16 protein-coding genes are annotated in these 18,120 nt (G+C 64.0%); 8 read left to right on the top strand and 8 right to left on the bottom strand.

Annotation, left to right across the window (positions count from 1 at the left end; translation table 11 throughout):
* The first annotated feature begins 18 nt into the window (after positions 1 to 18).
* Together xdhB and xdhC are read left to right on the top strand one after the other, a co-directional pair.
* The gene (gene xdhB, locus NE850_RS14120; protein ID WP_165184532.1) at positions 19 to 2,391 is read left to right on the top strand and encodes a xanthine dehydrogenase molybdopterin binding subunit; all 2,373 of its coding nucleotides are present in this window, start codon (positions 19 to 21) and stop codon (positions 2,389 to 2,391) included.
* Positions 2,392 to 2,460: 69 nt separating this feature from the next.
* The gene (gene xdhC / locus NE850_RS14115; protein ID WP_165184535.1) at positions 2,461 to 3,027 is read left to right on the top strand and encodes a xanthine dehydrogenase accessory protein XdhC; all 567 of its coding nucleotides are present in this window, start codon (positions 2,461 to 2,463) and stop codon (positions 3,025 to 3,027) included.
* 81 nt (positions 3,028 to 3,108) lie between these two features.
* On the opposite strand, the gene NE850_RS14110 is transcribed toward xdhC, so the two are convergent.
* From NE850_RS14110 to NE850_RS14100, 3 genes are all read right to left on the bottom strand, one after another.
* On the bottom strand, positions 3,109 to 4,089 hold the full coding sequence (locus NE850_RS14110) for a LysR substrate-binding domain-containing protein (RefSeq protein WP_007179082.1): 981 nt from the start codon (positions 4,087 to 4,089) through the stop codon (positions 3,109 to 3,111).
* Between the two features lie 243 nt (positions 4,090 to 4,332).
* The gene (locus NE850_RS14105; protein WP_165184537.1) at positions 4,333 to 4,983 is read right to left on the bottom strand and encodes a 2-hydroxychromene-2-carboxylate isomerase; all 651 of its coding nucleotides are present in this window, start codon (positions 4,981 to 4,983) and stop codon (positions 4,333 to 4,335) included.
* A 92-nt stretch (positions 4,984 to 5,075) separates the two neighbouring features.
* Positions 5,076 to 6,572, bottom strand: coding sequence for a TAXI family TRAP transporter solute-binding subunit (locus NE850_RS14100; RefSeq protein WP_007179080.1), 1,497 nt, complete (start codon positions 6,570 to 6,572; stop codon positions 5,076 to 5,078).
* A 585-nt stretch (positions 6,573 to 7,157) separates the two neighbouring features.
* On the opposite strand from NE850_RS14100, the gene NE850_RS14095 reads away from it, so the two are divergent.
* Both NE850_RS14095 and NE850_RS14090 read left to right on the top strand, forming a co-directional pair.
* Complete coding sequence (locus NE850_RS14095; RefSeq protein WP_165184540.1) at positions 7,158 to 7,511, top strand: BON domain-containing protein; 354 nt, start codon at positions 7,158 to 7,160, stop codon at positions 7,509 to 7,511.
* Positions 7,512 to 7,761: 250 nt separating this feature from the next.
* Complete coding sequence (locus NE850_RS14090; RefSeq protein ID WP_165184542.1) at positions 7,762 to 8,010, top strand: hypothetical protein; 249 nt, start codon at positions 7,762 to 7,764, stop codon at positions 8,008 to 8,010.
* Between the two features lie 45 nt (positions 8,011 to 8,055).
* Here NE850_RS14090 and NE850_RS14085 read toward each other — a convergent pair whose 3' ends face one another.
* On the bottom strand, positions 8,056 to 8,844 hold the full coding sequence (locus tag NE850_RS14085; RefSeq protein ID WP_165184545.1) for a sulfite exporter TauE/SafE family protein: 789 nt from the start codon (positions 8,842 to 8,844) through the stop codon (positions 8,056 to 8,058).
* 203 nt (positions 8,845 to 9,047) lie between these two features.
* Complete coding sequence (locus NE850_RS14080) at positions 9,048 to 9,707, bottom strand: LysE family translocator (protein WP_007179075.1); 660 nt, start codon at positions 9,705 to 9,707, stop codon at positions 9,048 to 9,050.
* Between the two features lie 188 nt (positions 9,708 to 9,895).
* Here NE850_RS14080 and NE850_RS14075 point away from each other — a divergent pair, with 188 nt between their 5' ends.
* Entirely contained in the window at positions 9,896 to 10,168 is a 273-nt protein-coding gene (locus NE850_RS14075; RefSeq protein ID WP_165184551.1) for a hypothetical protein, read from the top strand.
* A 40-nt stretch (positions 10,169 to 10,208) separates the two neighbouring features.
* Here the strand turns inward: NE850_RS14075 and NE850_RS14070 are convergent, their stop codons facing one another.
* Both NE850_RS14070 and NE850_RS14065 read right to left on the bottom strand, forming a co-directional pair.
* On the bottom strand, positions 10,209 to 10,349 hold the full coding sequence (locus NE850_RS14070; protein ID WP_007179074.1) for a hypothetical protein: 141 nt from the start codon (positions 10,347 to 10,349) through the stop codon (positions 10,209 to 10,211).
* An 84-nt stretch (positions 10,350 to 10,433) separates the two neighbouring features.
* Complete coding sequence (locus tag NE850_RS14065) at positions 10,434 to 11,411, bottom strand: helix-turn-helix domain-containing protein (protein ID WP_310698872.1); 978 nt, start codon at positions 11,409 to 11,411, stop codon at positions 10,434 to 10,436.
* Positions 11,412 to 11,662: 251 nt separating this feature from the next.
* On the opposite strand from NE850_RS14065, the gene NE850_RS14060 reads away from it, so the two are divergent.
* Positions 11,663 to 12,439, top strand: a complete 777-nt coding sequence (locus tag NE850_RS14060) for an SDR family NAD(P)-dependent oxidoreductase (protein WP_007179072.1) — start codon at positions 11,663 to 11,665, stop codon at positions 12,437 to 12,439.
* 85 nt (positions 12,440 to 12,524) lie between these two features.
* Positions 12,525 to 14,063, top strand: coding sequence for an amino acid permease (locus tag NE850_RS14055; protein ID WP_310698871.1), 1,539 nt, complete (start codon positions 12,525 to 12,527; stop codon positions 14,061 to 14,063).
* Positions 14,064 to 14,204: 141 nt separating this feature from the next.
* Here the strand turns inward: NE850_RS14055 and NE850_RS14050 are convergent, their stop codons facing one another.
* Entirely contained in the window at positions 14,205 to 16,163 is a 1,959-nt protein-coding gene (locus NE850_RS14050) for a hypothetical protein (RefSeq protein WP_310698870.1), read from the bottom strand.
* Between the two features lie 847 nt (positions 16,164 to 17,010).
* On the opposite strand from NE850_RS14050, the gene NE850_RS14045 reads away from it, so the two are divergent.
* Complete coding sequence (locus NE850_RS14045; RefSeq protein ID WP_007179069.1) at positions 17,011 to 18,096, top strand: glycosyltransferase family 4 protein; 1,086 nt, start codon at positions 17,011 to 17,013, stop codon at positions 18,094 to 18,096.
* The last annotated feature ends 24 nt before the right edge of the window (positions 18,097 to 18,120 follow it).

Below are 18,120 nucleotides of genomic sequence, written 5' to 3'. Positions count from 1 at the left end.
GATACGGAGAACACAACAATGAATCAGCAAGCCGAACCGTTCCTGAAAGACCTTCAGGATCTCGACGACTTCACCCAGGTCCACATCTCGCGTCCGCACGAATCCGCGCATCTGCACGTGAGCGGCCGCGCCACCTACACCGACGACATTCCGACGGTCGCCGGCACGCTGCACGCGGCGCTCGGCCTGTCGTCGAAAGCGCATGCGAAGATCGTCTCGATGTCGCTCGACAAGGTGCGCGCCACGCCGGGCGTGGTCGCGATTTTCACCGCCGACGATATCCCGGGCGTCAACGACGTCGGCCCGATCATCCACGGCGACGATCCGATTCTCGCCGACGGCCTCGTGCAATACATCGGCCAGCCGATCTTCATCGTGGTCGCGACGTCGCATGAAACGGCGCGTCTCGCGGCACGCCGCGCGGAAATCGTCTACGAGGAACTGCCCGCGATCCTCACCGCGCAGCAGGCGCGCGCCGCGAACCAGCACGTCCTGCCGCCGATGAAACTTGCGCGCGGCGAAGCCGGCACGAAGATCGCCCGCGCCGCGCATCGCGAAGCCGGCGAGATGCTGCTCGGCGGTCAGGAGCAGTTCTACCTGGAAGGCCAGATCTCGTACGCGGTCCCGAAGGACGACGACGGCATGCACGTCTATTGTTCGACGCAGCACCCGACCGAAATGCAGCACATGGTCGCGCATGCATTGGGCGTGGCGTCGCATAACGTGCTGATCGAATGCCGCCGGATGGGTGGCGGCTTCGGCGGCAAGGAATCGCAATCGGGGTTGTTCGCGTGCTGCGCGGCGCTCGCCGCGTGGAAGCTGCTGTGCCCGGTGAAACTGCGTCCGGACCGCGACGACGACATGATGGTCACGGGCAAGCGCCACGATTTCCACTACACGTATGAAGTCGGTTACGACGACAAAGGTGTGATCGACGGCGTGACGGTCGACATGACCTCGCGCTGCGGCTTTTCCGCCGACCTGTCCGGTCCGGTGATGACGCGCGCGCTGTGCCACTTCGACAACGCGTACTGGCTCTCCGACGTAACGATCGACGGTTTCTGCGGCAAGACCAACACACAGTCGAACACCGCGTTCCGCGGCTTTGGCGGCCCACAAGGCGCATTCGCGATCGAATACATCATGGACAACGTGGCGCGTTCGGTGGGTGAAGATTCACTCGACGTGCGCCGCCGCAATCTGTACGGCAAGACCGAGCGCAATCAGACGCCGTACGGCCAGATCGTCGGAGACAACGTGATCCACGAGTTGATCGACGAACTCGAAGTGACCAGCGAATACCGCGCGCGGCGCGCGGCGATCAACGAGTTCAATGCAAACAACGAAATCCTGAAGAAGGGCATGGCGCTGACGCCGGTCAAGTTCGGCATCGCGTTCAACGTGACCCACTTTAATCAGGCCGGCGCGCTCGTGCACATCTATACCGACGGTTCGGTTCTGGTGAACCACGGCGGCACCGAAATGGGCCAGGGTTTGAACACGAAGGTCGCGCAGGTCGTCGCGCATGAACTGGGCATTGGCTTTAACCGCATTCGCGTCACGGCGACCGACACCAGCAAGATCGCCAATACGTCGGCGACGGCGGCCTCGACAGGCTCCGATCTGAACGGCAAGGCCGCGCAGGACGCCGCGCGCCAGTTGCGCGAACGTCTGTCGGCGTTTGCCGCCGGGCGCTTCGGCGCGGGGCAGGTGAGCGCGTCGGAAGTGCGCTTCGTGCATGACCGGGTCGTGGTGGGCGATTCAGTCGTGCCGTTCGAGGAAGTGATCGCGAAGGCTTACCTGGCGCGTATCCAGCTCTGGTCGGACGGTTTCTACGCGACGCCCAAGCTCTACTGGGATCAATCGAAGCTGCAAGGCCGGCCGTTCTACTACTACTCGTACGGCGCGGCCGTGTCGGAAGTGGTGATCGATACGCTGACCGGCGAAATGCGCGTGTTGCGCGCGGATGCGTTGCACGACGTGGGCGCTTCGCTGAATCCGGCGCTCGACGTCGGCCAGGTGGAGGGCGCCTTCATTCAGGGCATGGGCTGGCTCACGACCGAAGAACTGTGGTGGAACGCGGGCGGCAAGCTGATGACGCACGCGCCGTCCACCTACAAGATTCCGACCGTCAACGATACGCCGCCCGACTTTCGCGTGCGACTCTTCAAGAACCGCAACGCCGAGGACAGCATCCATCGTTCGAAGGCGACCGGCGAGCCGCCGCTGCTGCTGCCGTTCTCGGTGTTCTTCGCCGTGCGCGACGCGGTGTCGGCAGTCGGCGACCATAAGGTCAATCCGCCGCTGAACGCACCCGCGACCAGCGAGGAAATCCTCAAGGCAGTCGGCGCGGTGCGTGCCGCCACCGCAGCGCCGCGGCAACAAGCGTAGCCGCAGTGTGCCGATGAGCCGAGAAAGCAACGCGTGGACAACACAGTCACTGGAACTGGAATGATCGCCATGAACGATTTTTCGTCCGTTCAGATTGGGCGGCGCAGCGCCGTGCAGATGCCGCGTCCGGCGCCCATGCATATCGTGCTGTTCGGCGCGGGGCACGTCGGGCATGCGCTTATCAAGCTGCTTGGCAGCTTGCCGTGCGTTGTCCAGTGGGTCGACGAGCGCGGCGAACTGTTCCCCGACGAAACGCCCGCCAACGTGCAGATCGAGGTAACCGATACTCCGGATGTGATCGTCGACACGGCGCCGCCGGGCGCGTATTTTCTCGTGATGACGCACAATCACGCGCTCGATTTCTCGCTCGCCGCACGCATCATGCGGCGGCGCGATTTCACCTACTTCGGCATGATCGGTTCGAAGACGAAGCGCGTGAAATTCGAGCGGCGTTTGCTCGATCGCGGTGTGGATCCGGACCGGCTCGTGGAGATGACGTGTCCGATCGGTGTGGCCGGTATCGTCGATAAGGCGCCTGCGGCGATTGCCGTGGCGGTCTGCGCGGAGTTACTGCAGATTCGTACGCGGCAGGTGGTGGCGCAGGCCGCCACGCAGAAGCTTTGCGCAAGCGTTTGAAGAACAACGGTAGAAATTAGCCGGCCAGCACGAGGCGCTCAACGGGCGCTCCTCGAACTGCAAACCTGAACGTCGACCCGCTCAGCCCGCTGTGGCTGACGTTTCCTTTTGCGGCGCCCGCTTCGTGCGCCGCACCTTCTGCGCGACCAGTCCGTCCGACACCTGGGACATCAGCGCACGCAGCCAGCCGACATCGCTCGGCCGGTCCGGCTGTGGATGCCACAGCTGATAGCACTTGATGCGCGGAAATGGAATCGGCACCTCGACCACCGCGAGCGGCAGCATGTCCGCGTAGTGCATGGCGAAACGGCGTGTCGTCGTGAAGATCAGATCGGATTGCAGCAGCGTCTGCGGCACCAGCCCGAAGTAGGGCAGCGTGGCGACGATGCGGCGTTCGGCGCGTGCCCGCACAAAGCCCATGTCGATGGCGCCGCTGCTCGCGCCGCTGTACGGCGTTGGCGCGAGATGCGGCGCGGCGAGATACGCTTCGCGCGTGAGCGGCACGCGCGTCAACGGATGATCGGCGCGCATCATGCACACGACAGTATCGGAGAACAGGTCGCTGCGTTCGAAGCGCGGCTCGGGCTTCGGCCAATTGCCGATGACCAGATCGAGTTCGCCGGCATCGAGCGCGGCGGAATGATCGAGCATCGGACTCAGCGAATCGATTTCGAGCCGTGCGTGCGGCGCCGCCTCGCGAAACTGCGCGATCACGGTAGGCATGAAGAAGTCGTTCAGATAATCCGGCGCGGCCACGCGAAAGGTGCGGCGCGAGCGGCCCGGATCGAAGTCGCCATGCGGCGTCGCGACGAAATCGACTTCACGCAGCACGCGTTGCGCAGAGGCGAGCAGCGATTCGCCGTATTCAGTGGGCACCATGCCCGACTTGCCGCGCACGAGAATCGGGTCGTTCAGCGTCTCGCGCAGTTTGCGCAGCGCGGTGCTGATGGCCGGCTGGGTCTGATTCAGACGCAGCGCGGTCTGCGTGACACTACGCTCGACCAGCAGCGTGCGCAGCACGCGCACGAGCCAGATATCGAGGGAGGCGGCGGTGTCGTCCATGATTTGAGCGAGGCGGGGCAAGCGGATCGGATCCGGGAAGCGTCGTGCAGAGCCGCCCGCGAGACGGTTCGCGAGAACGGAGCGCCAACGCGCACGGCGCAAAGGTCATAACCTTAGGCCCGATTGCGGTGTAGCGGCATAGCGGGCACGGTATGGCCGGCATCAGCAGGGCTGTTTCGCCGCGACAAACCCGCCAGGGCTCCGTGGGATCCGTCTCGCGCCCGCTTCAGGCTTACGTATCGCCTACGGCTGATTGTCCACGAGCCCGGAGGGTAGCGTGCTGATCCGTTTGACTTCTTTCGATTCGAGCCAGTTCGGCGTGCGTGCGCAGTACAGCACCATAGGCAGCGCGTCTTCGCCCCAGAACAACTGATCGTTCAGACGGAAGGTCGGCACGCCGTAGACACCCAGGCCGATCGCGTCCGCCGTGTTGCGCTGCAGTTGTGCCTTTACTTCCGGGTTCCTGATGAGTTCCGGTCCGTCGGGCAGGCCCACGCGCTCGCACAATTCGGCAAAGGCCTCGTCCGTCGACGGATCGCGGCCTTCGCGCCAGATGAAGCGGAAAATCTCGCGCACGAAATTGACGTCGCCGTTCGCCGCGGTGGCGAGCAACAGCGGTTTCATGGAATCGAAGGGATGAGCCGGCGGCATCTTGTATGGAATGCCGAGCTGCTCCGCGCGAAACAGCGCGTGCCGGTACATGAAGGTGCGCTTCGAGGGCACGCCATAAGCCGGCCGCTGTCCCCAGTGACGATAGAGGTCGTTCAGCACGACCGGCGTGAACACGAAATCGAAGCCCGGCCACTTGTCGTGTTGCTCGAGCAACAGGTACGTGAACGGCGAGACAAAGTCGTAAAACCACAGCGGTTGTCTGGCGTCGATGCCAACGGTCATAAATGTCTCCCGGATTGCTGGTCCGAACGGCGCGTCTGCTGGACCGTCGAAATTGTAATGATCTTACGCGGTGCCGCCCCGGCTTGCACCCGTCAATATGGTTTCGCGGTGCCGTCGTTGGGCGTTTCGTTGGGCGTTTCGCCGATTTCAGCCGCTTCGTTCGCGGCGGACGGCGCGGGCGAGGCGCCGGCTTCGCCGGGCCCGTTGTCCGCGCCTTGCGTTTCATTGCCGGCACCGTCGCGCTGAGTCTCGCGCGGCTGCGTGAGCCGCTGGCGCACGAAGCCGATATGCTCGCGCAGCACGTAAAACTGATCGGCGTAGGCGAGCGGCATCTTCAGACCGTTGACGGATTCTTCGATCGCGTCGAGCCGTTCGAGCAGCGACGCGCGTTCGGTGGGCGAATGGTCGCTGAGCGCGCTGCGTTCGATAGCGATCAGCGCGCCGTACCAGCGATAGATGCGCGATTTCACCCGCCATGCATATAGCGACGGCACGAGACGCAACGCCGGCACCAGCAGCACGATCAGCGGCACCACGACCACCAGCAGCCGGTCGGCGAGACTCGCGAGCCAGAACGGCAAGATCCGGTAGAGGAAGCTCTTGCCCGACTTGTAGTAGCGCGCGGCGTCGTCGCTGATCGGGAAATCGTGTGCGAGCGGCGCGGGGAATTCGCCGGCCCGCTGCAGGATATTCGCCTTGCCGTGCACCTCGCGCGCGGCTTCGATCAACAGATCGGACAGCGCGGGATGCAGCGAGTCGCGCGCCACCAGCTCGGCGGTCGGCGCCACCATATGAATCGGCGCGGACGGCAGATTCTTGCCGAGGTCGAACGCGCCCATCGGCATCGTGAGCTGGGTCAGATAGGGAAAGCGGCGCGTGTAGGCGTCGGCCTGCGAGAAATCGTAGAACTGCACGTTCGGCGTGCGGTAGAGCTTGCCCATTACCGCCGGTTGCGCAGAATCGCCGGCGAGGAACGCCGCGTCGACCTTGCCGGAGACGAGTGCGTCGGCGGCGTCGTCGCCCGAGAGCGGCAGCAGTCTGGTCGCGCCGCCCGGCACGATGCCGTTGGCCTTGAGCAGCGCAAGCGCCAGTTCGCGCGTGCCGCTGCCTTCGGCGCCGACCGCGAGCCGCTCGCCCTTGAATTCGGAGAGCCGCGTGACGGTCGGCCCGTGATAGAAGATCGCCAGCGGCACGTAGGCCACGCTGCCGAGCGACATCAGACCTTCGGCCGCCGGGCCGGGCGCGACGCCGTCCTGCACGAAGCCGACATCCACGTTCGACGTCGGATCGGACAGACGCTTGAGATTCTGCAGCGAGCCTTCCGAAGACAGCACGTTCAGCGTGATGCGGTTGCGCGCCAGAATCTCCTTGTACTTTTGCGCCGCGTTCCAGAAGGTGCTGCCTTCCGGGCCGGCGCTGATCGTCAGCGTGTTGGGCGGGGCCGGCTGGATCAGACGCACGGCGACCCAGATCGCGACGGCGGCGATCAGCAGGATCGGCCCGAACGAGACGGCGAGATCGCGCCAGGAGATCGCGACGAAACGGGCGACGAGACGGGGAGGGCTTTTGCGGCCGGTGGCTGGCTTCATCGGATGACGGTGACGGCTACGGTCGAAAGTGAACAGGGACGGCGCTCTGCGGCGCGCGAACCAGGTGCCGCAGAGCGCCGCGCCGGCTGCCGCGAATGGCGCACGAGCCACGCGGCAGCCGGCGTCGCGCCGATGGTACCTGAGATTGCCCGCACGGCGGCACACGCGGCGGCGGCGCGCACCGACAAACCCGTAACAAATCGTGAACGCCGTGTGACAGCGGTGCGCCCGAACGCGATTCGTGCGTCCCGTTTGACTAAACCCTTTGCGCTTCTGGCCCGGCTAGATTAAATTGTGCATCGCTGCCGCGAACCGACGTTTCGCGCAGCGCGACCCGGCAAGACACACAAGAACCGGGCGCGCTCGCGGACTTCGCGGCTTGCTGGCCTGTCGTACCGCACTGCATGCCCGTCATCGCATGCGGCAACGGCAGCCGGCCTCTCCGCCTCTCGCACACCGTGTCGCAGCCATAGTCGGCCGTCGCTTGGCCGCGCGCCTTGTCGCGCGTGCCCGGCATGGCTGCCGGAAGTCGTACGAAGCCGCTTGTGTATGCGGTCCAATGTGAAGCTAAGGAGAAGAAAAGCTATGAAATCGGTCGGTTTTCTGAAAACGCTGGGCTCGGTTGTGGCAATGGTGGTGGCGTGCAATGTGTACGCTCAGGCAAGCGACGCAACGGCAACCGGCACGACCGCCGCGCCGGCTGCCAGCGCCAAGACGGTTAAGAAGGCGAACAGCCAGCTGGGTCGCAAGGTGCGTAGCGCGCTGGCCAAGGCGCAGGGTATCGACGTGTCGAACATCGCCGTGCGCGCTCGTGGCGGCGCGGTGACGCTCACGGGCTCGGTGCCTGACCAAGGCCAGATCGACGCTGCCGGCGAAGCCGCCAAGGGCGTCGCCGGCGTGACGTCGGTGTCGAACAAGCTGACCGTTGTGCAGCAGTAAGCAGGTTGTGGCGTCTGGCGCGGGCGGCATCATGCCGCCATGCGCCATCGTGATGCAGGTATGCACCAAGGTTCCGGCAAAAAAACCGGAGCCTTTTTTATTTTAATTTGCCGATTTTTGAAGCGGCGATGATAGATCCCGGCAGTCGCAAGCAGCACGGTGGCGCCGCCACGGCGCGACTGTGCGCTGTGACACATTACTGACGCGTTGCGAAGCGTACTGTCATGCGTAGGGAACCGGAGTCAACGCCATGGAAACCTCGCTTTTGCGCTATACCGATCTACCCATCAGCGATCGGGCGGCTTTCGAACTGGTGTGCGCGCGGCACGGTTTTGCCCCGGCGCATTTCGACATCAGTGCTTGCGCGGATCCGGACGATGCCGCGCACGAGCGCCTCATCACCGTGCGGCGCGGCGGTTGGGCGCAGTCTTATCACGACCGTCACGGTCAATGGGTCCGGCAGTTCGAGGCCGACCTGACCTGCCGGTTCTTCAAATAGCCGCCGGCCGGTTGCGCCGGCGCGCCGACACCCCTTCGCGGCGGTTCAGGCCAACACGAGGCGCACGCCGACCAGCGTGAGCGTGGCGGCGAGCAGGTTGCGCAACAGCGCGTCCGGCGCGCGCGAGGACAGATAGCTGCCGATCGCGATGCCCGGCAGCGACCCCGCCAGCAGCGACAGCAGCATCGACCAGTCGATCGAACCCAGCAGCCAATGACCGGCGCCCGCCAGCAGCGTGAGCGGTACTGCATGCGCGATGTCCGAACCCACGATGCGCGTGGTCGGCAAAAGCGGATAGAGCAACAACAACACCGTCACGCCGATGGCGCCCGCACCGACCGACGTCAGCGACACCAGCACCCCGAGCACCGCACCGGTCAGCATGGTCAGCGCGAGCGTGCGTCCCTGGCGCGGCGTGCGTTGTTTGCGGGCGCCGAGCGCCGCGAGTTGCGGACGAAACACCAGCGCCACCGCCGTCACCAGCAGCGCCGCGCCGAGCACGATCTGGATCAGGCGGCCGGCGCCCGGCGTGTCCATGCCGTAACGATGCAGCAGGATCAGCGTGATCGTGGCGGCCGGCACGCTGCCGGCGGCGAGGCGCAGGGTGATCTGCCAGTCGACGGAGCCTTTCAGGCCGTGCACGAGCGTGCCGGTCGCCTTGGTGGCCGCCGCGTACAGCAGGTCGGTGCCGACGGCGGTGGCCGGATGCACGTTGAATAGCAGGACCAGGATCGGCGTCATCAGCGAGCCGCCGCCGACGCCCGTCAGTCCGACCAGAAAGCCGACGAACAGGCCGGAGACGGAGTACAGCAGATCGATGTGGGGAAGAGCCATTGAGCGGACCGCTGACGGTCGGGTGGGTTGGACGGATCAGGCGGCAAAGGCCTGTGCGCCTGCCTTCGACAGTCGATGGAGGGCGGCGGCCAGGCCGCCGCGGCGCGGCGAAAGCCGCTATTGTCGCAAAACTGCCGCGTTCGCGTACGAAGCGACGTGCTGCGCCGCCCGCGAGCGTGATGGCGCCCGCCCCGCCTCCCCGCTCAAAGCGCCCGGCGAATCTCCACGACGCCGAACGCCGCCAGCGTGACCCCCACGATCCGGTCTATGGCGACGCGCAGTTTGCTGCCGATCGCATGGCGCGCGAGCGACACCACGGTGACGAGGAAGCACCACCACGCGATCGAGCCGCAAAATACGCCGCCTACGGTGGTCAGCGCAATGCTCGATGAAAACGCGCCGCGCGGGGCGAGTGTGGTGAACAGCGCGGCGAACATGATGACCGTTTGCGGATTGGTCAGCGTGAGCAGCAACGAACTCGCATAGGCGCGCAGGGCGCCGGCGCGGCCCACCTGCGCGAGCTTGCCGTTGCCGTTTGTTGCGTCGCCTGTCGGGCCATTTGCCGCGTCGGCGGGAGCTTTCTGGAGCAGCGTGCGCACGCCCAGGTACAACAGGAACAACCCGGCGAGCAGATGCAGCGGGCGGTCATACGCGAGCATGAACTGCGAGATGCCGACGAGGCCAAGCGCCGCGATCAAACCATATGCCGCGTCGCCGGTCGCGATGCCGAAGCCGATCGCGAGTCCGGCGCGCGGGCCGCCGGTCAGTGTGCGGCGGATGCACAGCATGCCCATCGGGCCGACCGGCGCGGCAATGGCGAGCCCGACGCCCGCAGCGGTAAAGAAGAGACTGGTGGTGGACATGGTTATCCCGGCTCGATTGTTCTGGTTCGTCCTGCGCTTCGTGTTTTGCCGACATGCACGCAGCCGGCGAGCCGTTCAGCATAGCGAGAGCGGAAACACCGGGCAAGTGCGCGTATCAGCATCGGCTCAATCGATTCGATCGGGTTTGCGATCCCGCCGTGTTGCTGGTGGGTCTCGGAGTATGTCTCGTGCTAACGGGTAATGCTATTTCGCATAGCCATTACGCGAATCAGGCACAGCGGCATTCAAACACGGGCAAGCGGATTCGTTTATTCGCGGAACCGGATTTCCGCGATATTCTCCGCGAACGCGATCGTGGGATGTGTTCGCCGCTTCATGTGGACGGAGTTCTGTTTTATCTCTGGTCCAACGGCATGACAATGGAGGTAATGACGGTGGCCATCGGAACGCGCTGGCCGAAGATGCAGGATGTGGCGCTACAGGAATTTCGTTCTGGATGAATGCCCGCCTCGCTGCGGCGGGCCTGCTCATGCGGTCTTCCTAGTGCTTCTTCGCGGTCGCCGAGGTGCTCGGCGCGACGCGGATCGGCGGCGCGCCCGATGGCGAGGTGGCAGGCGCCGGTTTCTTCGCCTGCTTCGGTTTCTTCACTTCGCGATTACTGCGCATTTGACCTTTTGCCATGATGGACTCCCCAGTTGGCGGTTATTGCTCCGCATAGGAGCAGTAAGCTAGTGTGCGCCTCTTTTGTCCGCTCAGGCAAAGAATCTAAACGATCCGACTCCTTCGCCAGGTCTGCGACGGTAATTCGCCGAACTGTCCGCGATACTCGCTGGAGAAATTCCCGAAATGCCAGAACCCCCACCGCGTGGCGACCTCCGTCACCGAACCGGAGCCGCGCAATTCACGGCGCACGTGATCGAGCCGAACAGCTCGCATATAAGCGGACGGATTGACTCCGAGCGTATCTTCGAACGCGTATTGCAAAGTACGTCGGCTCGCGCGAAACCGCGCGCACAACTCCGCGACGGAAAGCGGACAATCCGGCGACTCCTCGATCAGCTCACGAACGCCGCGCACCAATTGCCAGTTCCGCGCAGTGCGTGCCTCGACATTCCCATGCGGATCGGCATCGCACAGATCCTGCAAAACATCGGCGAGACCGAATATCACCGACTTCTCGAACGCCGCGGCCACGCCGGCGTCGTCGAGCAAAGTGGGTGTGGCCGCGACCGTGTCGAGCAACTGCTTCAGCACTTCGCGAAAGCCTTGCAGTTTCGCGGGATCGACATTCAATACGCCAGGCTTCGCACCCAGTAGCAACGTTATTTCGTCGAGTTGCGAACGCACCAGAGGATCGCCGAGCGCAGCCGGCTCGATTTCGAGGTTCACCACGACGTGCCTGTCGGGCGACAGAAACTCGAAACCGCCGTCGCCGGAGAACACGTGCAAGCCGTCGCGGTGACTCGTCTGTCCGCACAACAACGCGTGCCCTTCGAGCTGAAACGGAATGCCCACGGCGACCCTGGATGCAGCTACCTGGCCGCGCTGATAGACCGTGCGGTTCAGGCGCTCGACGAGTACCCGCACGCCGCCCGCGTGGCATGAACTCACCGAGCCGTCGAAGGCGCCGCGCGAGATCTGGCAATAGCTCTGGTTCCACGCGTCGAGCAACATCGCCTGCTCATCGATGTTGCGGCAACAACGAATCTCGACCGCGCCGCTCGTCTGATTGACCGCCTGCATAGTATCTCCCGATTCCGATGGCGCTCCCCGAAAGCCTCGTGCCGACCAGTGTATGCGAAAAAAAAGCCGTGCCGTAGCGTTGACGGGGACCGTCTGCGCCCACGGGCGGGCATCCGGAAACAGTCGTCGCATGGTATTTGCCGGCGGCCGGATTTTTACGGGATTTTTATTTTTTGCCAATTTTGGATAGTCGCCGCTTTTTGCCGCCCCTACTTTGTGCACAACGCAATGCACCAAAAAGGGAGTCACGCATGAGCAGACCGACAGGCAGGCTGGAAGGCAAGATCGCAATCGTGTCGGGCGGTGCAACGGGCGCGGGCGGCGCGGCCTCGTTGCTGTTCGCGCAGGAAGGCGCGCAGGTCGCCGTTGTCGATATCAATACGGATGCCGGCGAGGAAGTGGTGACGCGGATTCGCGCGGCAGGCGGCAGCGCCGAACTGTTCGCCGCCGACGTGTCGAAGCGCGCGGCCGTCGATGCCGCCGTGGCCGGCATCATGGCGCGCTTCGGGCGTATCGACGTGCTGTTCAATCACGCCGGCAGCATCGTCGTGAAGCCGTTCGTCGATACCACCGACGAAGACTACGACTGGCTCATGAACGTGAACGTGAAGAGCATGTTCATGATGACGCGGGCCGTGCTGCCGCACATGCTCGCGGCGGGCGGCGGCTCGATCGTGTGTACGGCGTCGATCTCCTCGGTGGCGGCAACGCCGCTCGAAGTGCTCTATTGCACCACCAAAGGCGCATGTGCGATGTTCGCGCGCGCCATCGCCGTCGAGTATCGCGACCGCGGGATTCGCTGCAATGCCGTGTGCCCCGGCTTTATCGACACGCCGCATGGGCGCCGCGAAATCAGCGCGCTCGCGAAGTACGGCTTCGACGCGAGCGAAGCCGCCTTGTCGGTGCAGCAGGGACGCCTGTGCGCGCCGGAAGAAGTGGCGCGCGCCGCGCTCTTTCTCGCTAGCGACGACGCGAGTTTCGTCAACGGCGCGCACCTGTACGTCGATAACTGCTTCACGGCCGCCTAGTCATCCGCTTTGCTTTGCGCGGCCACGCCGTTGAACCGGCTCGCCGGTTGGCCGCTTCGTCATAACCTGTTCAAAGGATCGCGTCATGGACATCAACACGGCCTTGCCGTCGGCGGAGTCCGCCGACAACGACGTCAAGCTGTTGCACAAGATGGGTTACGCGCAGGAACTGTCCCGGCGCATGGGGGCGTTCTCGAACTTCGCGGTGTCGTTCTCGCTGATCTGCATTCTGTCGGGCGGCATCACGTCGTTCCAGATGGGCCTGTCGGCGGCGGGTGGAGCGTCGATCGGACTCGGCTGGCCGCTCGGCTCGCTGTTCGCGCTGGTGGTAGCCGCGGCGATGGCGCAGATCGCTTCGTCTTATCCGACCGCGGGCGGCCTCTATCACTGGAGTTCGATTCTCGGCGGCAAGACGTGGGGTTGGCTGACCGCCTGGCTGAATCTGCTAGGCCTCGTGTTCGTGGTCGCCGCGATCAACTACGGCACCTATGATCCGTTCTTCCGCACGCTGATCGCGCCGATGTTCGGTGTGAAACCCGAAGCGCTCGGCTGGTGGCAACAAACGCTGTTTCTGACCGTGATCACCGCGTCGCAAGCGTTCCTCAATCATCGCGGCATTCGCATCACGAGCAAGATCACCGACCTGTCGGGCTATCTGATCTTCGCGGTGACAATTCTGCTGGTGGGGGCGCTGCTGTTGTATTCGCCGGTCAGGATCGATCTGTCGCGGCTCTATACGTTCACCAACTTCACCGGCGTGGACGGCGGCGCGTGGCCGAAGCAGACCATGGCGATGGCGTTTCTCTCAGGCCTCCTGCTGACCGCTTATACGATTACCGGCTTCGACGCGTCGGCGCATACCTCGGAGGAGACGAACGAGGCGGCGCGCAACGTGCCGCGCGGGATCGTCGGCTCGGTGTTCTGGTCGACCACCTTCGGTTACGTGATGGTGTGCGCGTTCGTGCTGGTCATGCCGGATATCGGCGCGGCAGTGAAGCAGGGCACGGGTTTCTTCGAAGCGATCCTTGCGCCGATTCCGGGGCCGCTGCGCATTGTGATCGAACTGCTGATGTTCTTCATCAACTACGTATGCGGTCTTGCGGCGGTCACTTCCACGTCGCGCATGATGTTCGCGTTTGCTCGCGACGGCGGCCTGCCCGCGTCGAAGTGGCTGCGTAAAGTGAACGCCGCGCATCGCACGCCGGGCGCCGCGATCTGGACCTCGGCGGTGCTGGCGATCGTCGTCACGCTGTACGGCGATGCCTTCACCGTGCTGATCGCAGGCAGTGCCGTGTTCCTGTTCATCTCGTACGCCATGCCGATTGCGGCCGGCATTCTCGCCGAAGGCCGCACGTGGAACGAGAAAGGCCCGTTCCAGTTGGGCACGCTCTCGAAGCCTTTCGCGGTGGCGGCGGTGATCGGCGCACTGGTGCTCGCCTACGTCGGCATGCAACCGCCGAATCAGAAGGTGGTCTATGTGATTGTCGGCTTGCTCGCGGTTCTGCTGACCATCTGGTATGGCGCGGGTGTGCGCAAGAGTTTCGCCGGGCCGCCGATCGGCAAGGTGTCGAAGGAACGCGAAAGCGAACTGCGCGGCATGGAGGGGCAGCTAGGAGAAGGGTGAGAGTGGGGTGAGAGGAGTTGCTGCGAACTCGCAGTTGCCTCGCATGTCCCGAGCGTAAAAAAACGTCAGCCGACCCTCGAGCCGGCTGACGTTCTATCACGTCTGTCGAGTACCCGAATCCGGGTACGTCGGGCGCGTGGCTTACATGCCGACGTATCCCACCGGCGTCGTCGCGTTGGCTCGCGCCACCGACGCGTTGTTCGACACCACATACACCGGCGATTCGGTCAGGTTGAGCTTCAGCACACCGTCGCTGTAATTCGCATTGGTCGCGTTGCCCATCATGTCGATCACCTTGACCGTGCCGTTCGTGCCGGGCCCGTCTACGTTGAGGCTGTACGCGACGCCATAGCTCGAACTGAAGCCCACGCTCGCGCTCCACACGTCGTTGTTGTGCGCCCACAGAGCGGTAATCACCGCGCCGTTGCCCACCTGCTGGAACGCGTAGGCGTAGACGCCGGTCGGCGTGCCGTTCACCGGACCGAGCGTCGTGGTGCCGTCGAGCGTGCGCGTCATCGCGCTGATCGCCATTGCCACCGGCTTCGGACTGATGTTGGTCGCGCCGAATGCGCCTTGCGGATCGCTCAGGTCGAAGAAGGTGCCGTAGCCGACTTCATCCGGATAGTCCGCGCCGTAGAACACGTAGGTCTGATCCGCGCCTTCGCCGAGCGTGATGATGTGCATGCGCGCCGCAACCGCCGCCTGTGCGTACAGCACGTTGGCGGTCGGATAGTTCGGACCGTACGAGGTGCCGAGGTCGTAGCTGATGCCTGCTTCCGTCGAAAACAGATGCATGCCGGTACGGTAGTCGGTGGCCATTTCCGCGCGCAGGTTGCGCATCTGGCCGCGCAGCGAACCGGAGGCGGTGGACGGGTCGCTGTCATAGCGCTCGGGCGGATGCGACGGCGAGGTTCCAGCGTCATAGTAGCCGTGCGTGGCGACCGCGTCGATGTACTGGCCGAAGCCGAGCGGCGCAAGGCGTTTCAGGTGCGAGGTGGTCAGGCTCGGGAAGGCGTCGGCCGGGCCCATCACCATCGCGTGCGGATCGGTCGAATGAATGCCCTGGTAGACGGCCTTGTACAACGCGACGAAGTTCGCGTCGGTGTCGGTCCACATCTGATTCGGCTCCCACGTCACCTGATAGTAGTTCGCCGACTGGGTCGGGAAGTACGCGGCGCGAATCGCGTTCGATTCCGTGCCCACCCGGCTCATGTAGCTCTGGTAGTACGAAATATCTGCGGGCAGCGTGGTGTCGTCCTGGAAGGCGCCGGTGCTGCTGGCCCAGGCCGGAATGCCGTCGAGACGGATCAGCCGCATCACGTTGCTGTTCTTGTAGAACGGATCGAGATTGTCGGCCGACGGGTTGAACGTGTTCGGGCCGCTCGGTTCCATGGTGGAGAGCTGACGGTCGTCGATGGTCGACGAAATGCCGAGCGCGGCAAGCAGCGGACCGTTACCGTTCGCGCCCTGCATGCCGAAGCGATGCTGCTCCTCGCGCGCATACGTGACGGCCGGCACGGCGCCGGACAGATTCGGCGTGACGCCGAAAGTCGCGATACCCACCGGACGCGTACCGGCCTGCGGCAACTGTCCACCATTTTTGGCCAGCGTGCCCGTTGCCGCGAAATAGCCGGCGAGCGTCGAGGTGCAGTTGAACGTAATGGTCTTCGCGCCGCTCGGCACGGCGGTGGTGCCGCTCGCGGCAACGCGGCCGAGCGTGTCGGTGACGGCCCAGTTCAGCGTATCCGCAGCCGGCGCGTCGGTGTTGAAGGCGAGCTGGAAAGTGCTGCCGGACGCAAAGATGCGCGTGCCGTCCGCACTGGGCGTATCCGCGGAGATCGTCGCGCTGCCCGAGCCTGCCGACGTGGTGGGCGAGGCGCAGCTCATGGCCGCGGTGCCGCCCGTGGCGTTCAGCGCAACGGTGCCGGTGCTGGCGTTCCCTGCGGCAGACGTGCTGGCCGAACTGGCCGGACTGCTGGTGCCGCCGGTGCCGTTGGCCTGATTGGCCGAGGCGCCGCCGGCGCTGTCACCACCACCGCCGCCGCCGCATGCGGCGAGTGCGAGGGACAGTGTCGAAAGTAGGAGTAATTGCGTTTTCATCAATCCGTAAGCAATGCGTTGGCTGATTATTCGTCCGTGTCCTCGCGCAAAGCGCGTTGGGAGGCGGAGCGAACATCGAGGTTCATTTGCAAGCCAGCCGATGACCGAGGCTTCGACACTGGCGTCCTGGGTGCGCAGCGTTGCAACTGCGCGAAGGTGATGCCTTCCCGGGTTGTCGGCCTCGAACGCGTTTCTCCGCAGAGAAACGTTTGCCGTACGAAGCCGGGCCGCTGACGCGAGCGGGTTTGGCGGAATCGGCCGACCGGCGAAGGTACGACGAAAACGGCCAGCGCGTTGAGGAACAGCGCGATCCAGATCGCAATACCTGAGTTCATGGCGCTAGCCGATGAACTTTTTACTGTCCTGTAAGCTGGAGATGCTCAATTTGGGAAGAATCGACCGCAACAATACGCATTAGTAGGCTTAAAAGAAGTAACGAGTCGTTACGTATGAACATTAATGCAGTACTAATTGCTTTTATCTTATGAAAAGATCTGTCAGGTGAAACCTGTCTTTTTCCGCCATGGCGAATTGGGGTCGTAATTTGTTGAAACGGATACCTAACTATCCAGCTCCGCCAATCCACTGAGAAATGGGCGCTAGCGCTCATTGGCCAGCGGAAAAAGTCTTGGGCTTGGCGTAAAAGTACTTGATCTTGGGTGTAAGGTTTCCTCGCGACATGGACTTCGCGGCGGAACTGTCGCTGTTTTACGGAGGCCATGACGCGTTCCCAAACAGGAGCGCGTCATACACGACGATGGATACCGACGTTATTGGGGGTCTGGAATAACGGGGGCGGCATCCCATCCGCTGCGCAAAAAAAAGCGGTTATGCAGAGAGATCAATCGTGAGGATTCTTCAACTGGTTCATGCACCGCGATTGTCCGGCGCAGAAGTACTCGTAAAAGGGTTGGCCATTCATCATCAGCGCGGCGGCCATGAGGTCTGCATGACGTCGCTGCTCCCACAGCAGGACGATTTCGCCGACATTCGCGCCGAACTTCAGGCCGCGGGCGTCACCTGTCTGTTTCCCGAGGTTCGCTACGGCAGGGTAGGCAAACTGCTGCACCTGTATCGCGTGGTGCGGCGTTTCCGGCCCGACTTCATCGTGGCTCACGCGACGCTTGCGGCGCTGTACGTACGCCTTCTGCCGGTCCACACGCCGATTGCCTGGGTCATGCATTCCGGCGTCAACGACTTCGAGAACGGCGCGCTCAAGCGGGCCGAGCGCCTGCTCTCGCGACGGGCGAGAGCGATCATCGGCGTATCGCAGCAGAATATCGACGACTACCTGCGCGAGATCGGCCGGCATCCGTCCATGGTCGTGATTCCGAATGGCGTGGACGCGCAACTGTTCTCCGGAGCCAACGACGCCTGCACGCCGGATATCGAGGCGCATCCGAAGCAGATCGTTCAGCTCGGCCGGTATATCGAAGGCAAGAGCCAGCTCGACACGATCCGTGCGTTCCAACGCGTGCTGCAAGCGGAGCCGGAGGCTCGCCTGCTATTGTGCGGTGTCGTGGAAGATCTGGACTATCACAGGGCGGTGCTGTCGCTCGTCCGCGAGCTCGGGTTGGAAAGCCGGGTGACCGTGGGCGGACCGCGCTCCGACGTCGCCGCGATTCTGCGCGCCTCGCGCGTCTTTGCCATGCCGTCGCGTTTCGAAGCGCAAAGCATCGGTTTTCTGGAGGCGCTTGCCTCGGGTATTCCTGTCGTGGCGAGCCGGATTCCGTCTTTCGGCTTTGCGAGCGCTTTTGCCGGCGTCGACCTCGTAGATACGACCGACCCGGAAGCCTACGGCGGCGCCCTGCTGAGCGCGCTCGGCACGCCGCGCGCGAACCGGCAACTGGCCGGCTACACGCTGCACGACACGGCGGACCGTTATATGACGATCGCGCGGAAGTTCGTTCAGCCGCTCCAGGTTTCGGCCTGACGCCGGCCGGATCGGCCGGCCCGC

This window comes from Paraburkholderia sp. USG1 (assembly GCF_031570135.1).
GTDB classification, from domain to species: Bacteria; Pseudomonadota; Gammaproteobacteria; order Burkholderiales; family Burkholderiaceae; genus Paraburkholderia; species Paraburkholderia dioscoreae.
The sequence above is the reverse complement of the archived record's forward strand: the minus strand, read 5'-3'. Positions and strand labels throughout refer to the sequence as shown.